General features: G+C 73.6%; 17 protein-coding genes. 8 read left to right on the top strand and 9 right to left on the bottom strand.

Annotation, left to right across the window (positions count from 1 at the left end; all coding sequences use genetic code 11):
* The first annotated feature begins 18 nt into the window (after positions 1-18).
* The 5 genes from cysD (at position 19) to ACGF0J_RS18130 (ending at position 5445) form a co-directional block, all read left to right on the top strand.
* Positions 19-933 carry a sulfate adenylyltransferase subunit CysD gene (gene cysD, locus ACGF0J_RS18150; protein ID WP_393147074.1) on the top strand — a complete coding sequence of 305 codons (915 nt, stop codon included), beginning with the start codon at positions 19-21 and terminating at the stop codon, positions 931-933.
* A 4-nt stretch (positions 934-937) separates the two neighbouring features.
* On the top strand, positions 938-2200 hold the full coding sequence (gene cysN, locus ACGF0J_RS18145; protein ID WP_393147072.1) for a sulfate adenylyltransferase subunit CysN: 1263 nt from the start codon (positions 938-940) through the stop codon (positions 2198-2200).
* A gap of 145 nt (positions 2201-2345) precedes the next feature.
* A complete protein-coding gene (locus ACGF0J_RS18140; RefSeq protein WP_393147070.1) occupies positions 2346-3245 on the top strand; it encodes a sulfotransferase in 900 nt (299 codons plus the stop codon).
* A gap of 17 nt (positions 3246-3262) precedes the next feature.
* Positions 3263-4153: a glycosyltransferase family 2 protein gene (locus ACGF0J_RS18135; RefSeq protein ID WP_393147068.1), complete on the top strand. Its 891-nt coding sequence runs from the start codon at positions 3263-3265 to the stop codon at positions 4151-4153.
* Positions 4154-4698: 545 nt separating this feature from the next.
* On the top strand, positions 4699-5445 hold the full coding sequence (locus ACGF0J_RS18130) for a WecB/TagA/CpsF family glycosyltransferase (RefSeq protein ID WP_393147066.1): 747 nt from the start codon (positions 4699-4701) through the stop codon (positions 5443-5445).
* Here ACGF0J_RS18130 and ACGF0J_RS18125 read toward each other — a convergent pair.
* The 6 genes from ACGF0J_RS18125 to ACGF0J_RS18100 are packed head-to-tail and all read right to left on the bottom strand — an operon-like array spanning position 5408 to position 12178.
* Complete coding sequence (locus ACGF0J_RS18125) at positions 5408-6337, bottom strand: sulfotransferase (RefSeq protein WP_393147064.1); 930 nt, start codon at positions 6335-6337, stop codon at positions 5408-5410. The genes ACGF0J_RS18130 and ACGF0J_RS18125 overlap by 38 nt on opposite strands.
* Positions 6334-7644, bottom strand: a complete 1311-nt coding sequence (locus ACGF0J_RS18120) for a lipopolysaccharide biosynthesis protein (protein ID WP_393147062.1) — start codon at positions 7642-7644, stop codon at positions 6334-6336. The genes ACGF0J_RS18125 and ACGF0J_RS18120 overlap by 4 nt, the downstream gene beginning before the upstream one ends.
* Positions 7632-8456, bottom strand: a complete 825-nt coding sequence (locus ACGF0J_RS18115) for a sulfotransferase domain-containing protein (RefSeq protein ID WP_393147331.1) — start codon at positions 8454-8456, stop codon at positions 7632-7634. Before ACGF0J_RS18115 ends, ACGF0J_RS18120 begins: the two co-directional genes overlap by 13 nt.
* Positions 8457-8482: 26 nt before the next feature.
* On the bottom strand, positions 8483-9394 hold the full coding sequence (locus ACGF0J_RS18110) for a hypothetical protein (protein ID WP_393147061.1): 912 nt from the start codon (positions 9392-9394) through the stop codon (positions 8483-8485).
* A gap of 16 nt (positions 9395-9410) precedes the next feature.
* Complete coding sequence (locus ACGF0J_RS18105; protein ID WP_393147059.1) at positions 9411-10757, bottom strand: hypothetical protein; 1347 nt, start codon at positions 10755-10757, stop codon at positions 9411-9413.
* Positions 10754-12178: a Wzz/FepE/Etk N-terminal domain-containing protein gene (locus ACGF0J_RS18100; protein WP_393147057.1), complete on the bottom strand. Its 1425-nt coding sequence runs from the start codon at positions 12176-12178 to the stop codon at positions 10754-10756. The genes ACGF0J_RS18105 and ACGF0J_RS18100 overlap by 4 nt, the downstream gene beginning before the upstream one ends.
* 282 nt (positions 12179-12460) lie before the next feature.
* On the opposite strand from ACGF0J_RS18100, the gene ACGF0J_RS18095 reads away from it, so the two are divergent.
* Positions 12461-13579, top strand: a complete 1119-nt coding sequence (locus ACGF0J_RS18095) for a glycoside hydrolase family 26 protein (RefSeq protein WP_393147055.1) — start codon at positions 12461-12463, stop codon at positions 13577-13579.
* Here the strand turns inward: ACGF0J_RS18095 and ACGF0J_RS18090 are convergent.
* The 3 genes from ACGF0J_RS18090 to ACGF0J_RS18080 are packed head-to-tail and all read right to left on the bottom strand — an operon-like array spanning position 13524 to position 16402.
* Entirely contained in the window at positions 13524-14405 is an 882-nt protein-coding gene (locus tag ACGF0J_RS18090; RefSeq protein WP_393147053.1) for a sulfite exporter TauE/SafE family protein, read from the bottom strand. The genes ACGF0J_RS18095 and ACGF0J_RS18090 overlap by 56 nt on opposite strands.
* Positions 14402-15631, bottom strand: coding sequence for an adenylyl-sulfate kinase (cysC, locus tag ACGF0J_RS18085; protein WP_393147051.1), 1230 nt, complete (start codon positions 15629-15631; stop codon positions 14402-14404). The genes ACGF0J_RS18090 and cysC overlap by 4 nt, the downstream gene beginning before the upstream one ends.
* A 54-nt stretch (positions 15632-15685) precedes the next feature.
* Positions 15686-16402, bottom strand: a complete 717-nt coding sequence (locus ACGF0J_RS18080; RefSeq protein WP_393147049.1) for a methyltransferase domain-containing protein — start codon at positions 16400-16402, stop codon at positions 15686-15688.
* A gap of 62 nt (positions 16403-16464) precedes the next feature.
* Here ACGF0J_RS18080 and ACGF0J_RS18075 point away from each other — a divergent pair, with 62 nt between their 5' ends.
* On the top strand, positions 16465-16878 hold the full coding sequence (locus ACGF0J_RS18075) for a signal peptidase I (RefSeq protein ID WP_393147047.1): 414 nt from the start codon (positions 16465-16467) through the stop codon (positions 16876-16878).
* A 72-nt stretch (positions 16879-16950) separates the two neighbouring features.
* The gene (gene mfd, locus ACGF0J_RS18070) at positions 16951-20439 is read left to right on the top strand and encodes a transcription-repair coupling factor (RefSeq protein ID WP_393147045.1); all 3489 of its coding nucleotides are present in this window, start codon (positions 16951-16953) and stop codon (positions 20437-20439) included.
* The last annotated feature ends 26 nt before the right edge of the window (positions 20440-20465 follow it).

The following is a 20465-nucleotide window of genomic DNA, read 5'->3' as shown; positions in this document are numbered from 1 at the left end:
ACGCCGGAGGAAGCTCCCATGCTCCAGCGCGACTACACGACGTCGCAGCTCGACGTGCTCGAAGCCGAAGCCATTCACATCATGCGCGAGGTGGCCGCGGAGTTCGAGCGCCCGTGTCTGCTCTTCTCCGGCGGCAAGGACTCCATCGTCATGCTGCGCATCGCCGAGAAGGCCTTCTGGCCGGCGGCGATCCCGTTCCCGCTGATGCACGTCGACACCGGCCACAACTTCGACGAGGTCATCGAGTTCCGCGACCGGCGCGCCGCCGAGCTCGGCGCGCGCCTGATCGTCGCCAGCGTCCAGGAGTCCATCGACGCCGGCCGCGTGGCCGAGGAGACCGGCCGGCGCGCCTCCCGCAACAGGCTGCAGACCACCACGCTGCTCGACGCGATCGAGGAGCACGAGTTCGACGCGGTCTTCGGCGGCGCCCGCCGCGACGAGGAGAAGGCCCGCGCCAAGGAGCGGGTCTTCTCCTTCCGCGACGACTTCGGCCAGTGGGACCCCAAGAACCAGCGCCCCGAGCTGTGGAACCTCTACAACGCCCGCATCCGCAAGGGCGAGCACATCAGGGTCTTCCCGCTGTCCAACTGGACCGAGCTGGACGTGTGGGACTACATCCGGCGCGAGGCCATCGAGATCCCGTCGATCTACTTCTCCCACACCCGCAAGGTCTTCGAGCGCGACGGCATGCTGCTGCCCGACTCCGAGGTCGTGCAGCGTGGCGACGACGAGCCGCTCTTCGAGGCCGTGGTGCGCTACCGCACGGTGGGCGACATGACCTGCACCGGCGCCGTTCAGTCCACGGCCGCCACCGTGGAGGAGATCATCGAGGAGATCGCGGCCACCCGGATCACCGAGCGGGGGGCCACCCGGGCCGACGACCGCTCTTCGGAGGCCGCCATGGAGGACCGCAAGCGGGAAGGCTACTTCTAGACCGATGGACATTCTGCGTTTCGCCACGGCCGGAAGCGTCGACGACGGCAAGTCCACCCTCATCGGGCGCCTGCTCTTCGACTCCAAGGCGATCTTCGAGGACCAGCTGGAGGCGGTCGAGCGCACCTCGCGCGACCGCGGCACCGAATACACCGACCTGTCGCTGCTGACCGACGGCCTGCGCGCCGAGCGGGAGCAGGGCATCACCATCGACGTGGCCTACCGCTACTTCGCGACGCCGCGGCGCAAGTTCATCATCGCCGACACGCCCGGCCACATCCAGTACACCCGCAACATGGTCACCGGCGCCTCCACGGCCGACCTGGCGATCATCCTGATCGACGCGCGCAAGGGCGTGCTGGAGCAGTCGCGCCGCCACGCGTTCCTGACCTCGCTGCTGCGGGTGCCGCACCTCGTGCTCGCGGTCAACAAGATGGACCTCGTCGGCTACTCCGAGGAACGGTTCGAGGAGATCCGCGAGGAGTTCACGGCGTTCGCCTCCAAGCTCAACGTGGCCGACCTGACCTTCATCCCGATCTCCGCGCTCAACGGCGACAACGTGGTGTCCCGGTCGGAGAACATGCCCTGGTACAACGGCTCGTCGCTGCTGCACCACCTGGAGAACGTGCACATCGCCTCCGACCGCAACCTGGTCGACGTGCGCTTCCCGGTCCAGTACGTCATCCGCCCCCAGAAGGCCACCGACCACGCCTTCCACGACTACCGCGGCTACGCCGGCCAGGTCGCGGGCGGCGTGCTGAAGCCCGGCGACGAGGTCGTCCACCTGCCCTCGGGCCTGGCCACCCGGATCGCCTCCATCGACACCTTCGACGGGCCGGTGGAAGAGGCGTTCCCTCCGATGTCGGTCACGCTGCGCTTCGAGGACGACATCGACATCTCCCGCGGCGACATGATCGCCCGGCCCAACAACCAGCCGCACGTGGCGCAGGATCTGGAGGCCATGGTCTGCTGGATGAACGACGGGGCCAAGCTCGCGCCGCGCTCCAAGCTGGCCATCAAGCACACCACCCGCACGGCCCGCGCCCTCGTGCGCGACCTGCACTACCGGCTGGACGTCAACACGCTGCACCGTGACGAGGAGGCCACGTCGCTCGGCCTCAACGAGATCGGCCGCGTGTCGCTCCGGGTCACCCAGCCGCTGTTCGTCGACGACTACGCCCGCAACCGGCTCACCGGCGGCTTCATCCTCGTGGACGAGGCCACCAACAGCACGGTCGGCGCCGGCATGATCATCGAGGCGCACTGACGCGTCGCGCGCCCGACGGCCCCCGCCCTTCCGGCGGGGGCCGTCGGCATTCAGGTAGATCCTTTGGCGTTCGGGTGACCGGACGATTACGCTGAGCGCTAGAGTTATCACGTTACGTATCCACGATGTGAAAGCCCATTCCCCCGTGACTCACCCCTCGACAGCCGCCCGGGTGGTCTTCCTGGGCGGCCTTGGCCGGAGCGGCACCACGCTGCTCGAAAGGCTGCTGGGAGAGCTGCCCGGGGTGGCCCCCCTCGGCGAGGTGGTCCACCTGTGGGCGCGTGGCGTGCTCGACGCGGAGCCGTGCGGCTGCGGCGAGCCGTTCCCCGACTGCCCGTTCTGGCGCGAGGTGGGGGAGCGGGCGTTCGGCGGCTGGACGGGGGCGCTGGCCACCCGCCTGCTCGACCTGCGCCGGCGCGTCGACCGCACGCGCAGGGTGCTGCGCATCCGGCACCCCGACCTGGCCGCGTACGTGCTGGCCTACCGCCGCGTCTACGACGCGGCCGCCGCGACGGCCGGCGCCCGCGTCGTGATCGACTCCAGCAAGCACGCCTCCCTCGCCCACTGCCTGGCGGCCGGCGGGGTCCCGGTCCACGTGGTGCACGTCGTCCGCGACCCGCGGGCCGTCGCCCACTCCTGGCGGCGGACCGTCGCCCGCCCCGAGGACGGCCGCCCGATGACCCGCTGGGGGCCGGCCCGCACCGCCCTCCACTGGAGCGCCCAGAACCTCGCCCTCGACCTGCTCGCCCGCCGCGGCGCCCAGGTGACCCGGCTGCGCTACGAGGACCTGGTCACCGACCCGCGCACCACCCTGACGGTCCTCGCCCACCGGCTCGGCCTGCCCGCCGAGCTGCCCTTCGTCACCGGCTCGACCGCCTGCCTCGGCACCGCCCACACCGCCTCCGGCAACCCGATGCGGTTCACCGTCGGCCCGGTCGGGCTGGCGCTCGACGAGTCGTGGCGGTCCGGCCCGCACCGCGGGCTGGTCGCCGCCCTCACCTGGCCGCTCCGGTCCAGGTACGGCTACCGCGGGGTGACGGCGTGACACCCGGAAGGAGCCCCATGCGGCAGACCGTCGGCGTGGTGATCCCCACGCGCGGCGACCGGCCCCACCACCTGCGCACCGCCGTCGCCGCCGCCCTCGCCCAGGACCATCCGGGCCGCCTCGACCTCGTCGTCGTCGCCGACGGGGTCACCCCGAGGACGGTCGCCGGGCAACTGGCCGGCTTCCACCCCGTCCGCGTGCTGCCCAACCGCCTGACCCCCGGCCTGCCCGGGGCGCGCAACACCGGCATCGCCGCGTGCGACACCGACCTGGTCGCCTTCTGCGACGACGACGACGCGTGGCTGCCCGGCAAGCTCGCCGCCCAGGTCGCCGCGCTCGGCGGCGGGGCCGAGTTCGCGAGCTGCGGCATCGAGGTGGACTACGGCGGGCGCCGGGTGCCCCGCCTGGCCGGGGCCGCCACGGTCACCGAGGACGACCTCGTCCGGTCGCGGATGGTCATGGTCCACTCGTCGACGTTCCTGTTCCGGCGCGGCACGCTGCTGGTCGACGAGAGCGCCCCCGGCGGCCAGAACGAAGACTGGGACCTGGCGCTGCGTGCCGCCCGGCGCCATCCCATCGCCCACGTCGACCGGCCCCTCGTCCGGGTCCGTTGGGGCGCCTCCCACTACGCCACCCGCTGGGCCGACCGCATCGCCGGGCTCGAATGGATGCTCGCCCGGCACCCGCGCCTGGCCGCCGACCGGCGCGGCGCCGCCCGCGTCTACGGCCAGCTCGCCTTCCACCACGCAGCCCTGGGCCGCCGGCGCGCGGCGCTGCGGTGGGCGATGCGCGCCCTGTCCGCGCGGGCCGCCGAGCCCCGCGTCCCCATCGCCCTCGCGGTGGCGTCCGGCCTCGTGCCCGCGCCCGCCGTCCTCGCCCTCCTCCACGGCCGGGGGCACGGCATTTGACCCCTCCACCCGACATCCCGCCCCCGGGCCCCGCCTCCGCGTCCACCGAGGACTCCGCCCCAGGTTCCGGCACCACTCGGGAGCCTGTCGCCGCCACAGGTTCGGCCCCTGACCCGGGCACCGGCTCGGCCACGGACTCCTTCCGGGCGCGGCTGAACGCCTCTCGGCACGCCCTCGGCGCCGTCCAGCACGTCTCCAGCGTCGTCCGTCCCGCCGACAGCCCCAGCACCCCACGTGCGGCCCGCCCATCTGACGGTTCCGGCAGCCCACGTGCGGCCCGCCCGTCCGACGGTTCCGGCAGCCCACGTGCGGCCCGCCCGTCCGACGGTTCCGGCACCTCGTACGGCGTCCGGCCGTCCGACGGGCCGTCGTGGGCGCAGGATCCGGCGAGACCGTCGCCCGGCCGCGACGGCAGAGCCTCCCCGCAGCTCACGCCGGCCCCGAGCGGGCGTGCGCCCGGCACGACGAGCAGCGGAGGGAGCGCGCCTGACACGGTGGTCCGGGGTGGGGGCGCGGGCGGGTTGATCCCGGCGGGGCGCGTGGTCATGACGGGCATCGGGGTGGACCCGGTGACCGAGGCCGAGGCGGTCGAGCGGGTGGCCGCCGCGCTGGACGCGGGCCGCGGTGGCCGGATCGTCACCCCCAACGTCGACATCTGCCGTGCCGCCGCCAAGGACCCGGCCCTGCGCGAGCTGATCAACACCGCCGACCTCGTCGTCGCCGACGGCATGCCGCTCGTGTGGGCGTCGCGGCTGCTCGGCAGCCCCCTGCCCGAGCGGGTCACCGGCGCCGACCTGATCTGGTCGCTGAGCAAGCGCGCCGCGCGTCGCGGCTGGCCGGTCTACCTGCTGGGCGGGCCGCCCGGGGTGGCCGTGGCCGCGGCCCGCGAGCTCACGAGCGTCTTTCCGTTGCTGAAGGTCGCCGGGGTGGAGTCGCCGCCGCCCGCGTTCGACCGGACGGCCGCGGGGCGGGAGCGCGTGCTGCGCCGGGTGACGCAGGCGCGGCCGAAGGTGGTGTTCGTCGGGCTCGGGTTCCCGCGACAGGACCAGCTCATCGCCTCGCTCGGCCGCGGCATGCCGGACGCCTGGTTCGTCGGCTGCGGGGCGGCGATCGCGTTCGCCTCCGGCACGGTGCCCCGGGCGCCCGGCTGGATGCGGGAGGCGGGCCTGGAATGGGCGTTCCGGCTGGGCAGCGAGCCGGGCCGGTTGGCGCGCCGCTACCTGGTGGACGACCTGCCGTTCGCGGTCCGGCTGCTCACGGGCTGTCTGGCCGAACGGTTCCGGTGGCGGTGAGCGCGCGGACCCGCTCCACGTCGGCGGGTGTCAGCCCGCGTGCGGCCCGTTCCAGGGCCTGGCGCGAGTCCATCGGCCGGAACGCCGTCCGCGACAGTCCCGACCAGGCGAATCCCTCCTCCCGGCCCGCCGGGCCCGTGCAGGCCCGGCGGACGCGCCGTTCGGCGGCGGCCGACCACGTCAGGCCGGCGTGGCCGTACAGGCGCTGGAAGCCGCGTACCGGATCGGCCGCCAGGTCCTCGTAGCGGACGAGGTGGATGCCGGGGGTGCGGGCGAGGATCTCGTGCGTGACCCGCCACAGCGTGGCGGCCTTGAGCACGCGGTCCGGCGAGCCGACGAGGGCGCGCAGGTCGAGCAGGGCGGGGTGGTCGCGGACGAGGAGGGGCTGTTCGAGCAGCTCGTGGAAGTAGACGGTCCAGCCCAGCCGCTGCCAGCTCGCCACGAACGACACCGGGTCGCGTTCGAGGGCGATCACCGTGCAGCCGAGGCGGGCGGCGAACCAGCCCGCCGACAGCACCGCGAAGGGGTCGTCGAGCAGGGCCCGCCGCCGGGCGAGCCGGCCCAGCGTGAACGTCGTGCCGTGGACGAGCAGGCGGCCCAGGTCGTACGGCGAGTGGTTGGCGCGTAGTTCCGGCAGGAACCGGTAGCGCAGCGCGACCGTGTCGCGGAAGGCGGGCAGCCAGTCGGCGGCGTTGTCGTCGCAGATGTACTGGAAGCGGTGGGTGACGGTGGCGCGCAGCACGCCGGGGCAGCGGCCGGGCGGATGCTGCGGGTTGAGCGGCTCGTTGACGTAGACCACGTCGCCACCGGCGGCGAGCATCTTGCCGGTCCAGCTCGTGCCGCTCCTCGGCAGCCCCGTCACCAGGATCGGCCGCCGGGTCGCGGGAGTCACGCCGCCGCCCACGGGCGGAGGCGGAGCGCCGCCAGGCTGTGGCGGCCGAAGGGGCGCAGGCCGTAGCGGCGGTGGAGCTGCCAGAGCGGCAGGCCGTTCTTCAGCAGCATGCCGCCCGACCAGCCGAGCGCCGCTCCCAGCGCGCCGTGCGCCGGGATCAGCGCGAGGTCGAGGGCGACGGTGGCGGCGACGGCGACGGCGAGGTTGCCCAGGCTGGCCCTGGTGTGCCCGGCGGCGGTCAGCACGACGTCGACCATGCCGCAGGCCGTCGCGATCATCATCGTGGCCGCGAGCACCAGCGCCACGGGCGCCCCGGCGACGTACTCGGGCCCGAACAGCCGCAGCACCCACGGCGCGAGCAGGGCGTACCCGAGCCAGGCCGGCCAGCCGGTCACCACCAGCCACACCGTCGTCGCCTGGTACAGCTCGCGGGCCCGCTCCAGCTCGCCGTCGGCGAGCGCGCGGACCAGGCGCGGTTGGGCCGCCTGGGCGAGCCCCTGGTTCGCGAGCTGGCCCACGACCTTGAAGCGGGTGGCGGCGGTGTAGACGGCGGCCTGCGCCGGGCCGCCCAGCGCGGCCACGATCACGATGTCCAGCCGCTGGAACACCGCCTGGATCGCCGCGGCCAGCGACCTGGGCGCGGTGTGCCGCCACAGGTCGCGGCAGGTCCCCGGCAGGTACGGCGTGCGCGGCACGCGGCCGCGCAGCGCCGCGGCGGCGAGGACGAGCACCACCGCGTACGGCGCCGCCCACGCCAGCCCCAGCCAGGTCTGCGGCGAGGCGGTCCGCGGCACAGGGGTCAGGAGCCAGGCGGCGGCCGTCACGAGCAGCAACTGCGCGGTGGGCAGCAGCATCCCGTCGAGGACCACGGTGGGCCGCATGGCGCCGAACCCGCGCGTGGCGGCGAGCAGCACGTCGGCGGCGACCATCACCGGGAGCGCCGCCGCGAGGAGGCCGAGGTGCGGGTACAGGGCCGACGCGGCGACGGTGGCGACCACCAGACCCGGCACCAGCCCTGCCCGGATATATCCGGATATGCCGTGGTAGCCGAACATTCTGGCCCGGGCGATGAAGAACACCAGCCCGTTCCCCGCGTCCAGCTTCGCCACCCCCGCCGCCATGAGGGCCAGCGCCGTGGCGGTCACGAACACCCCCGCCGCCTCCACGCCGAACGTCCGGGTCACCACCATGACCAGCGCGAACTGCGCCAACCCGGTGACCACGGCCGCACCCGCCCCGGCCAGGCCACCCCGCGCCACCCGCCCCACCCCGGCCCCGCGCGCCGGCGTGCGGGTCAGCGCCGCCACGACGGCTCACCGCCCAGCCAGCGCGTCAGACGCAGGTCGTCCGCCTCGAACCCGTCGCGCAGCCGCCGCCGCACCGCGCACGGCAGCGGCGCGGGCCGTCCCCGCCCGTTGTGCCGCTCGAACACCGGATACCCCAGGTGAGGCACCCCCAGGAACTCCAGCACCCGGTCGTACACCCGCTCCGGGTCGGCGAAGAAGGCGTGGCTGTCGAGCACCAGCATGCGTTCCCGGCCGAACAGCGGCTCCAGCCGGTCGAGCTGGTCGGCGTAGCGGCCGCGGGCCAGATAGGCGTGGTGACGGTGCGCGTGGTGCACCGCGTCGGGCCCCGCGCGCAGGCTCTCCTCGGCCCCTGTCAGCCGGTCGGGCTCCAGGTCCACGGCCCGCTCGAAGCACGCCTCCGTCTCGAACCCCCTGGCCAGCTCGTGCGCGTGGGCCGAGCAGGCCCGTTCGACCGGATCGCGGACCAGCACGACCAGCTTCACCCCGGGCAGGTCGACGGCGATGCGCTCCCCGGCCAGCGGATGGAACAGGTAGTAGGGGGACGACTCGAAGGCGCGCGCCGCCGTTCCGTGCCTCCTGGCCAGGCGCGCGGCGGCCGCCCGCAACGGGAAGTGCCCCTGGTACCAGGGCAGGCCGCGCCCGTAGGCGACGTCGAAGTAGTGGACACCCTTGTGCCGGACCGGCTTGAGCAGCAGCGGGTGCGCCGACAGCGCCCGGTACAGCGAGGTGGTGCCGCACCGCTGCGCCCCGACGATGAGGAACGACGGCAGCACGCGCGCGAGCGCGGTCGCCCTCCCGGCGCCGCGCGACATCGACAGCACGGCCTGCTTGGCGACGTTCACGTGATCAGCTCCTGGTGATCGACGAGGGGGTTGAGCCAGGTCTCGGGCGGGCCGAGCGGGCTGTGCCCGTCGGCGGCGTGCCGGTCGGCGAGCGCGATCAGGTAGAGCAGCGCCGTGCGCCGCGCCTGCGTCGCCGACACCCCGTACGGCGCGAGCAGCCGGACTGCCTGCGCCAGGCAGGCCCGGGCGGCCGTCGGCGGGTCCATACGGCGCAGCGCCCGCTGGAAGAAGTGGTGCACGGCGTCGAACCCGTGGGGCACGCCGACCGCGTACCGCTCCCAGTCCCACACCAGCAGCCGTCCGTCGGCGCCGGGCGCGACGTTCCACGGGGACAGGTCGCCGTGCCAGGCGTCGCCCTCGTCGTCTCCGGTGGCCGCGATCTCCCGCACCGCCTGGACGAGCAGCGCGGCCGGCACCCCCCGCGCGCAGAGCCGGTGCGGCACCGGCAGCGGCGACACGGCCAGCACGGCCAGGTCGCGCCACCGTCCGTGGTGCAGCACGGTGGGCGCGACGACCGTCTTCAGCGCCCGCCCGGCCAGCCGCTCCAGCGTCCGCGCCTCGTTGGCGACCAGCTCGCGGGCCCGCGCGGTGACACCGATCTTGACGTACGCCAGCAGGCCGTCGCCCGCGTACGCCTCGAGGACCGGCTTGCGGTTGGCCCGCCGGGCGGGCCGCACGTGCAGGACGGCCCGCACCGGAGTGCCGAACACCTCGCCGAGGTGGGTCGCGATCGAGCCGCCGGCCGGCAGCGTCACGCGGGGACCGGGGTGCCACCACCGGCGCGGCGCGAGCCGGCGCGGCAGCCGCGGGTGCGGCAGCACGCTGTACGGCAGGCCGGGCCCGGCGCCCGGGTAGAGCAGCCGCACGGTCTCGTCGAGGTAGCGCAGCCGCAGCGTCGCGTCGTTCACCTGGAGCGCCTCCGGTTCACGGGGAGTTCCTCCACAGCAGGGCGAAGGAGACGAGGTAGAGGATGAGCGGCGTGACCATGCCGTCGTAGACGAACATGTAGAGCAGCACCAGGCCCATCACCAGCACGCCGGCCAGGCCGATCGGGCTGCGGTCGGCCAGGTGGCGGCGGATCGCGCCCAGGAAGAACGCCACGTACAGCACGGCCCCGGTGAAGCCCTGCGTGATGATCAGCAGCCAGAGCTGCCCGTCGCTGCCCAGCGGCGGGTGGCCGCAGTCAGCGCACCAGGGCGTCTTGCCAGTGGTGATCGTGCGGTGGTTGCCCATCGCGTTGCGGGTGTTGCCGAACCCGATGACCGGCGAGTGGGTGGCCGCCCTGATCGTGGCCGACACGGTGAAGGCACGGATGTCGTTGGAATGGGGGTTGTCCAGCCGCTGCGCCACCAGCGCCGACAGCGGGCTGAGGACGAACACCAGCGCCCCCGTGGCGGCCGCCGCGCACACCGCCGCGCGGGTCCTGCCGCCCACCCGGACGACCAGGTAGAGCGCGGCCAGGCCGAGGCCGATCCACAGGCCCCGGTTCAGCGAGTAGACGATGGGGACGGCGGCCAGGCCGAGCAGCACCACGGCCAGGGTCCTGCGCAGCCGCCCGCCGTACACCCACCAGCCGACCACGAACCAGACCAGCAGGACCGACACGTTGCTGCCCCAGGCGTTCGCCCACTCGAAGGGCGCCTCGGGGCGCGGCGAGGCGTAGCCGAGCACCTTCTGGGTCTGCGCGGCGGTGGGGTGGATGAGGTTCTGGACGAACGGGTTGCCGCTGATCCACTCGGGCAGCAGCGTCTCCACCGGCGAGGTGAACGAGAAGCCGGGCGCCAGCACGCCCAGCAGCCCGCCCGCCACGGTGGTGACGAACAGCGCGCCGAGCATCCGTACCAGCCGCAGTTGCGGCAGCTCCCGCTCGGTGAGGTTGCCCAGGTAGAGCACCACGACGAGCACCGACACGTACAGGGCCAGCCGCATGCCGTAGCCGATGATCCGGCCCGCTCCCAGCTCGCCGTAGGTGTCGGGCGGCAGCTCCGCCAGCATCAGGGCGCTCAGCAGGTATCCGGCGAGCAGCAGCAGCCACAGCCCGAAGCCGTGCGGCACCCGGACGGGACGGCGTCGCCACAGGATGACCGTCATCGGGACGGCCAGCAGGATGACCGACAGCCCGCCGAAGCCGAGCGCCCACCACACGGGGTAGCCGACGAGCAGCGCGGCGATCGGCCAGGCGGGCCCGGTCAGGGTGGAGCGCCGCGAGTCCGGCCGGGTGGGGGCGGTCACGACGGCCTGCGCGGCGCCCGGCCAGGCGGCTCCGGTCACGACGGTGTGCCGCGGGGCCGGCGGGACCGGCCGGCGACGGACGCCAGGTTGGGGTCGGTGCTCCGCCCGGTGCCCCACTGGGTGACCCGAGCGTCCCGGTCGGTGCCGTGGTCAGTGCCCCGAGCGGCGCCCCGCACGGGGCCGTGCTCGGTGCCGTGCTCGGGGGCTCGGTCGGGGGCTCGGTCGGGGCCGGCGACGAGCTTGCCCAGCGGGGTGTGCCGGCGGGCCGGCGCGGGGTCCGGGGGCGCCGGCTCGCCCGCCGTGGCCACCACGCCGATGACGGGTACGTGGTGCCTGCGCAGGCGGCGGGCAGCCGCGGTGACCTGCTCGGCGGTGGCCACGCCGAGCCCGGCCGTCAGCACGGCGGCGTCGGCCCTGGTCAGGTCGCCGACGTCGGAGCCGTCGAGGACGGACAGCGGGGTGCGCACCGCCAGCGCGCCCGCCACCAGGGAGACGCCGTGCCCGGCGGGCACGCCCGTCACCAGCAGCCGACGGCCCGGGCAGGCCGCGATCACGGCGGAGGCCAGGTCATGCAGGGTGCGCGCGTCACCGTCACCGGTCAGCGTGGCGAGGACGGGCAGGCCGGTGAGCCGCTCCACATCGGCCGGCATGCGCAGCAGGGTGTCGAGCCGGTCGCGGAGCCGGGCCGCGGCCGTCCCGCCGAGCAGTCCGAGCATGAGCCCCGTGCCCAGGTAGAGCGGCAGACCGGGGGAGCTGGGCTGCTCCGGCGGGACTGCCTCGCTGATGACCGATCCCGGCGTCACCGTGGTGGTCTTGAGCGCGTCGTACTTCAGCGTGAGGCTGGCGGCCTGCCGGATGAGCACGCTCTGCCGGTGCAGCGCCCGGGTGTGCTCGGCGCTCCCGCGAGGCAGCCGGGAGAGCTCCTCGGTGACCGTGTCGAGGCCGGTGTTGACCTGCCGGAGCTTGGCGAGCATGGCCCGCTGCTGGAGCGCGAGCGCCGCCTGCGCGCCGGCGGCCCGGTTGGCGAGGTAGGCCTCGGCGTAGGCGCGCGACTGGGCGGCCGCCCCGGTGGCGGTCGCGGCGGTGACGGAGATCGTCAGGACGGCCGAGTTGGGCGGCACGGTGACCTCGGCCGGCTCCAGCACGGCGGCGTCGAGCAGCTTGGCGGCCCGCGCCGCGACGACGGCCGACTGGGCCACCTGCGCCTCGGTGTCGAGGTTGAGCGGCTCGCGTTGGCGGGCGGTGACCTGGTTGTTCTGCTCCTGGACGCCGAGCGGCGCCACCAGCACCTGCGTGGTCGCGGTGTAGGCGGCCGGGGTCAGCCACTGCGCCGCCAGGCCGGCCGCGCCGCCGGCCAGGACGAACCCGGCGAAGAGCGGCCGGCGCCGGCGCAGCAGCGACAGGTGCTCCCCGAGATCGGTGCCGGACCGGCGGGTCGGGGAGTCCGGCGGCAGGCTCATGTGGCTCCCTGGAGTGTGTGCGTGGCGTCGCGACATGGCGACGTAGCGTCACGGCCGAGGCGTGCGCCCACTATAGGCGGGGCGCATCTCGCCATGGCCGAATACAGAAGATTTTCTGCCGTGCGAGCTGCGATTCCGCTCCTCTTTATAGCGATATTTCTGGACAAATGAGGGGGTGTGGTCAGGGCTCCTACCAGCGGGAACGCGCCCCCGCCGGGGGAGTGGCGTGGCATGGTTCAGGTTTGACGAACGGGGTCCTCGACCAAAAGGGGGTAGGACGGTTTGCTGCGACCGGGCATTTCACAGAAGAGGGCCGCGACGCTGGCCGCGCTGACGCTCGCCACGCTCACCGCGTGTTCGGGCGGCGGTGCCGCGCACCCGCCGGCGGCCCCGCGGGAGGGCCGGGCCTCGGGCACCGGGGCGGCCCCCGAGGCCCGGCCCGTCCAGGTGGCGCCGAGCGGCGCGCCCGCCTGCACGGTCACCGACAGGCTCATCCCGTCGTGCGGGGCCTGGTGGGGGCTGGCCCCGGAGATCTTCACCGGCGTGCCGGTGGACGAGGCGCTGCGCGGGGCCGAGGAGAGGATGGGCTCGCGGGCCGACATCGTGCACGTCTACCACCGGGGCAAGGAACTGTTCCCCACGGAGCGGGAGATCCGGCTGGCCCGTGACAAGCGGGGGCCGAGGCTGCTGCTCGTCAACTGGAAACCGTCGATGGAGCACACCTGGGCGGAGATCTCCGACGGCGCGGTGGACCGCCGCATCGACCGCCTGGCCGCGCACCTCCGCCGCACGTTCCCCGAGCGGTTCTTCCTGACCATCCACCACGAGCCGGAGAACGACGTCGTGCCCGGGCCGGGCTCCGGCATGCAGGCCGCCGACTACGCCGCCATGTACCGCCACGTGGTGCTGCGGCTGCGGGAGAAGGGGGTGCGCAACGCCGTCACGGTCATGACGTACATGGGCGCGCCCAACTGGGCGGCCAAGCCGTGGTTCGGCGAGCTGTACCCGGGCGACGACGTGGTCGACTGGGTGGCGATGGACCCCTACGCCGACGGCCGGGTCCGCGACTTCGACGGCCTGGTCAACAAGACCCGGCCCGAGTACGCCCGGTGGCCGGGCTTCTACCGGTGGACGCAGCTCCACTTCCCCGGCAAGCCCGTCATGGTGGCGGAGTGGGGGGTGTTCGAGCGGCCCGGCGACCGGTCGTTCAAGCGGCGCTTCTTCGAGTCCGTACGTGCCCGGATGGGCGCGTACCCGCAGATCAAGGCGCTGGTCTACTTCGACTCGCCGCACGCGCCGCGCGGGGACACCAGGTTCGACACCGAGCCGGAGGCCCGCCGGGCGTTCAGCGAGCTCGCGCGAGATCCGCGCTTTCGCTCGACCGGCGTGCCGCGGCCCTGACCCGCCGGCGCCAGCCTGCGACGGCGACGGCCACGGCGGCCAGCAGGATCCACAGCGTGACCGCGTTGTCCACGTCGAGCAGCTTGAGCGCCGAGGCGAGCAGCACGATCGCGAGCATCGCCCGGATGAGGCCGCCCGGCGCCCGGGAGGAGACGCGGGCGCCGAGGTAGACGCCCGGGATCGCGCCGAGCAGCAGCGACAGCGTGAGGTCGAGCTGGAAGTCACCGAAGAGCAGGTGGCCCAGCGCCGCCGAGGTCACCAGCGGTACGGCCTGCACGAGGTCCGTGCCGACGAGCTGGTTGGCCTTGAGCATGGGGTAGAGCGCGATGAGCGCCACGATGATGAGCGAGCCCGACCCGACCGAGGAGACGCCGACGATCAGACCGCCTACCGTACCGACCAGTAGGGTAGGGATGGGGCGCACGACGACGTCGGCGGCCTCCGCCGTGCCGGCCCTGCCGCCGATCAGCGTCTTGGCGACCAGCCCGGCCACGGCCAGCAGCAGGGCCACGCCGAGCGCGTACTTGACGCCGTCGCCCACCGCGAACGCGCGGGCCACGAACACCCCGCAGAACGCCGCGGGCACCGACCCGGCGCACAGCCAGGCCACGAGGCGCAGGTCGACCGTGCCCCGGCGCAGGTGCACGACGCTGCCGACCGGCTTCATCACGGCGGAGGCCACCAGGTCGCTGGAGACCGCGGCGAGCGGCGGGACGTTGAAGAACAGCATCATCATCGGTGTCATCAGCGCGCCGCCGCCCATGCCGGTCAGGCCGACGACGATGGCCACGAGGAAGGAGCCGACGATCAGGGGAGGATCGATCAACGAACCCAGCCTCCGCTCCGGAGGGCGCCCAGCACCTGGGTGACGGCCGCCTCGATCGAGATGTGCGTGGTGTCGATGACCAGGTCGGCGTCGTCCGGCTCCTCGTAGGGGTCGGAGATGCCGGTGAACTCGGGGATGAGCCCGGCGCGGGCCTTGGCGTACAGGCCCTTGCGATCGCGTCGCTCGCACTCCGGCAGTGGCGTGGCGACGTGCACGAGGAGGAAGTCCGCCCCGACCGCCTCGACCATCTCACGCACCTCGGCGCGGGTGGCCGCGTAGGGGGCGATGGGGGCGCAGATGGCCAGGCCGCCGTGGCGGGCCGTCTCGGCGGCGACGAAGCCGATGCGCCGGATGTTGAGGTCGCGGTCGGCCTTCGAGAACGTCAGGCCCTTCGACAGCAGCGCGCGCACCACGTCGCCGTCGAGGTGGGTGACGGTGCGGGTGCCGAGCTCCAGCAGCGCGTCGCGCAGGCCGCGGGCGATGGTCGACTTGCCCGACCCGGACAGGCCGGTGAAGAAGACCACCAGCCCCCTGCGGTGGGGCGGGCCGGGGATGCTGACCGGTTCGGGCCCGGCCAGGTGCTCGGCGGCGCCGTAGGCGGTCGCGACGTGCTCGCGCAGCTCCAGGTCGAGCTCGGGCTCCTCGCGCGGGGCGAGGGGGACGGGCACGACCAGGGTGCCGGCGGGCAGCTGCTCCCTGGCCCGCAGCGCGGCCCGCACCACCGCCGGCCCGGACTCGCCGTAGGAGAGGGGGAGCAGCAGGACCACCGCGTCGAGCTCCTTGGCCGTGGCGGTGATCTCGGTGAGGTCGTCGAGCGGGCCCCGCATCGTGACGGCCAGCGCGGCGCGCCCGCCCAGCTCCTCGCGCACCTGCGCGGGGGTGCGGTGCAGCCGGGCGAACGGGCCGTGCTCCGGGGCGCCGAGCGGCCTGACCGGACCCGCGGCCAGCCCCTCGTGGCCGCGCTCGGTCACGGTGAGCGCCGCCAGCGGCACGCCTTCGGGGTCGAGCAGCGTGACCTCGTCACCGGGGGCGGCCTCGTCGGGCAGGCGCAGCGTCACGGGCGCGGGCCAGGGCGTGCCGTCGGCGAGCGTGCCGCGCTCGTGGACGGCGTGCAGGTCGTCGTGGCCCAGGAAGCCCGTCAGCGGGTGGAAGGCTCCGGACAGCAGCAGCTCCAGGTCGGCCAGCTCCAGCGCGCCGGGGGTCCACTCCACGATCCGCCATCCCAACTATTCCGATTGAATTGATAGGGAACGAGTCTAGTCGCCGACCGGCGCGGGCCGCTAGATGAGCCGGGCGAAGTGGTTCTGCGGCTTCCTGATGACCATGGTGATCTCGTCGTGTGTCGAAGGGTAGCGCCCCCTCGTGAGCCGGTCGGCCAGCCGGACGGCCGCCCGGCCCGCCCGGCCGAGCGCCGGCCCGCTGGTGGCCGTGCGGTCATCGATGATCATCAGGCCGCGGCTCAGACAGAAGGCGTGGATGCCGTCGTGCGAGGTGAGCGGCTCGTACACGGCGGGCAGCGGGCCCGGCCTGCCCTCAGGCGCCAGGTGGCGCCACAGCAGCCGGCGCAGCCACGACGGCGTCAGTCGCTCGCACAGCCCGTACGCCGACCCGCGGTCGCGCATGCGCAGCAGCAGCAGCCCGCCCGGCCGCAGCGCCCGCAACAGCCGGTCGAGGACCAGCTCCGCGTGCTGGATCCGCTCCAGCAGGAACGACACCTGGACCACGTCAACCGATCGGGGCGGCACCGGCATCGACCGCAGGTCGCCGAGGATGCACCGCTCCAGATCGGCCCGCTCCTCCACCACGCTCCTGATGGCCGGCAGGTCCTCGTCGACGCCCGTCATCCTGGTGTCGATCCGGTCCAGGGTCAGGAGCTCGTCGTGCGCGCACCCGGCCACCAGCACGTCGAGCCGTCGGCCGAGCTGCCCGGCCCACTGCTCGCGGACTCGCTGATCGAACAGGTCGCCTCGGTGGGCGACCGACCGCACTTCAGACATGTCACTTAGAGTAATCACCTCGTGGCGGTACGTACGGGATTTCCCTGCTAGCGTCCTCGGGCGTGACCGTCCACGTGGGAAACGCCTACCTCGACGCGGCCGAGGACGCCGGCTGGCTGCTCGGACACTTCAGGCCCGGCGGCGACCCCCGCCACAGCGCGGACGTCGAGGTCAAATGGGGTGTCCACGCGGCCGGTGACGTGCGGGCCGAGTGGACCACGGGGGAGACCCGCACGGCGCTGCTCGTGCTGATCAGCGGCCGGTTCCGGGTCGAGCTGCCCGGCCGGAGCGTGCTGCTGGAGCGGCGCGGCGACTACGTGCTGTGGGGCCGCGGCGTCGATCACTCCTGGCGCGCCGATGAGGACTCGGTGGTGCTCACCGTGCGCTGGCCGTCCGTGCCCGGCTACGCGGTCCCGCCCAGGTCGCCGGAAGGCTCCCCGGAGGCGCCGGGGGGCGCGGCCGGGAAGTACCCTTGATGGCTGAGACCCCCGCGACCCGACCCGGCCGGGGGTGGTCGTGTTGCCGTCGTGGGGCTGTGGGCGTATCTGATGAGTCTTTCCGGACTGCTGGACCTTGTTGCCGCCGACCCGAAGCTGGCCGCCGCTCTCGACGAGGGCGGCGACGTCTCGCTGGTGGCGCCCGCCGCGCTGCGGCCGTTCGGCGTCGCCGCGCTCGCCGGGCACGACCGGCGCACGGTGCTGGCCGTCACCGCGACCGGCCGTGAGGCCGAGGACCTGGCCACCGCGCTCACCAGCTTGGTCGAGCCGTCCACGGTGGCGGTCTTCCCGGCCTGGGAGACGCTGCCGCACGAGCGGCTCTCGCCGCGCAGCGACACCGTCGGCCAGCGGCTGGCCGTGCTGCGGCGGCTGGCGCACCCGGTCAAGGGCGACCAGGCGGCCGGCCCGCTCGGCGTGGTCGTGGCTCCGGTGCGCGCCCTGCTCCAGCCGATCGTGCGGGGCCTCGGCGACCTTGAGCCGATCCGGCTGCGCGCCGGCGACGACGCCGACCTGGAGGAGGTCGTGGAGCGCCTGGTCGACAACGGCTACCACCGGGTCGACATGGTCGAGAAGCGGGGCGAGGTCGCGGTGCGAGGCGGCCTGCTCGACGTCTTCCCGCCGACCGAGGAGCACCCGCTGCGGCTGGAGTTCTGGGGCGACACGGTGGAGGAGATCCGCTGGTTCAAGGTGGCCGACCAGCGTTCGCTGGAGGCGGCCGACGGCGGCCTGTTCGCGCCGCCCTGCCGCGAGCTGCTGCTGACCGCCGAGGTGCGGGAGCGGGCGCGGGAGCTGGCACAGGCGCATCCGGCGCTCGCCGAGGTGCTCGACCAGCTCGCCGAGGGCACGCCGGTGGAGGGCATGGAGGCGTTCGCGCCGGTGCTGGCCGGCGAGATGGACCTGCTGCTCGACCACCTGCCCGCCAGGTCGGCGGTGTTCGTCTGCGACCCCGAGCGGATCAGGGGCCGCGCCGAGGAGCTGGTGCGCACGTCCCAGGAGTTCCTGGAGGCGTCGTGGATCAACGCGGCGGCCGGCGGCGAGGCGCCGATCGACCTGGGCGCGGCCGCCTTCCGCTCGCTCGACGAGATCCGCGACCACGCCGGCGCCCTCGGGCTGCCGTGGTGGTCGATGGCGCCGTTCGGCGCCGGCGTCGAGATCGACGCGCACGACTCGGAGGCCTACCGGGGCGACACCGCGCGGGCGCTCGCCGACGTCAAGGGCTGGCTCGCCGAGGACAAGGCCGTCGTGCTGCTCAGCGAGGGTCACGGCCCGGCCGAGCGGATGGTCGAGGTGCTCAAGGGCGTCGACGTCCCGGCCCGGCTGCAGGGCCACCTCGACACGCCGCCCGAGCCGAAGGTCGTGCACGTCACCACCGGCCTGCTGGAGCACGGCTTCGTCACGCCGGGCCTGGCCGTGCTCACCCACCTCGACCTGGTCGGCCAGAAGGCGTCCACCAAGGACATGCGCCGGCTGCCCTCGCGCCGCCGCAACATGGTGGACCCGCTGCAGCTCAAGGTGGGCGACCACGTGGTGCACGAGCAGCACGGCGTCGGCCGCTACGTCGAGATGGTCCAGCGCACGGTCCAGGGCGCCACCCGCGAGTACCTCGTCATCGAGTACGCCAAGGGCGACCGCCTGTACGTGCCCACCGACCAGCTCGACGAGGTCACCCGCTACGTCGGCGGCGAGGCGCCCACCCTCAACCGGATGGGCGGCGCCGACTGGGCCAAGGCCAAGTCACGGGCCAAGAAGGCGGTCAAGGAGATCGCCGGCGAGCTCATCCGCCTCTACTCCGCCCGGATGGCCTCGCCCGGTCACCCCTTCTCGCCCGACTCGCCGTGGCAGCGCGAGATGGAGGACGCCTTCCCCTACGCCGAGACCGGCGACCAGCTGGAGGCCATCGACGAGGTCAAGCGCGACATGGAGCGGCCCGTCCCGATGGACCGGCTGATCTGCGGCGACGTCGGCTACGGCAAGACCGAGATCGCCGTGCGGGCCGCCTTCAAGGCCGTCCAGGACGGCAAGCAGGTCGCCTTGCTGGTGCCGACCACGCTGCTCGTGCAGCAGCACATGTCGACGTTCACCGAGCGCTTCTCCAGCTTCCCGATCACGCTGAAGCCGGTCTCCCGCTTCCAGACGGACGCCGAGATCAAGGGCACCCTCGACGGGCTGCGCACCGGCGCCGTGGACGTGGTCATCGGCACCCACCGGCTGCTCAGCCCCGAGGTGCGGTTCAAGGACCTGGGTCTGATCATCATCGACGAGGAGCAGCGCTTCGGCGTGGAGCACAAGGAGGCCATGAAGCACCTGCGCACCCAGGTGGACGTGCTGGCCATGTCGGCCACGCCGATCCCGCGCACGCTGGAGATGGGCCTGACCGGCATCCGCGAGATGTCCACCATCCTCACCCCGCCGGAGGAACGCCACCCGATCCTGACGTTCGTCGGACCGTACGACGAGAAGCAGATCGCCGCCGCCATCCGGCGCGAGCTGATGCGCGACGGCCAGATCTTCTTCGTGCACAACCGGGTGGCCTCGATCAACCGGGTGGCCGCCCGCCTGCGGGAGATGGTGCCGGAGGCGCGCGTCGCGGTCGCGCACGGGCAGATGAACGAGACCCAGCTAGAGAAGATCATGGTGGGCTTCTGGGAGCGCGAGTACGACCTGCTGGTGTGCACCACGATCGTGGAGTCGGGCCTCGACGTGCCCAACGCCAACACGCTGATCGTGGACCGCGCCGACAACTACGGCCTGTCGCAGCTCCACCAGCTCCGCGGCCGGGTCGGCCGCGGCCGGGAGCGGGGCTACGCCTACTTCCTCTACCCGCCGGAGAAGCCGCTGACCGAGACGGCCCACGAGCGGCTGGCCACCATCTCCCAGCACACGGAGATGGGCGCCGGCATGTACGTCGCGATGAAGGACCTGGAGATCCGCGGCGCCGGCAACGTGCTGGGCGCCGAACAGTCGGGCTTCATCGCCGGCGTCGGCTTCGACCTGTACGTGCGGCTGATGGCCGAGGCGGTCAAGGAGCAGAAGGACAAGCTGTCCGGCGTCGAGACGCGCGAGGAGCAGCACGACGTCAAGGTCGAGCTGCCCATCAACGCGCACATCCCGCACGACTACGTCACCTCCGAGCGGCTGCGGCTGGAGGCGTACAAGCGGATCGCCGCCATCGCCACCGAGACCGACATCGGCGAGGTGCGCGACGAGCTCACCGACCGCTACGGCAAGCCGCCGGTCGAGGTGGACAACCTGCTGGAGGTGGCCCGCTTCCGCATCAGGGCGCGTCAGGCCGGGCTCACCGACGTCACCGTGCAGGGCCCGAACATCAAGTTCGGCCCGGCCAGGCTCAGGGAGTCGCAGCAGGTCAGGCTGGACCGGTTGTACAAGAAGGCCGTCTACAAGCAGGCCGCGGAGACGCTGCTGGTGCCCGTGCCCAAGACCAAGCCGCTGGGCGGGCAGCCGCTGCGCGACCTCGACCTGCTCAAATGGTGCGGCGACCTCGTCGAGGCGATGTTCCTCGAGCCCGCACGGGTAAGCTAGCCGGGGTTTTTGTCGGAAAGGGACGC

The sequence above is a fragment of the Nonomuraea sp. NPDC047897 genome, from assembly GCF_043204415.1.
Lineage (GTDB): Bacteria > Actinomycetota > Actinomycetes > Streptosporangiales > Streptosporangiaceae > Nonomuraea.
Note: the sequence above shows the minus strand (reverse complement) of the source record. Positions and strands in the feature narration are given on the sequence as shown.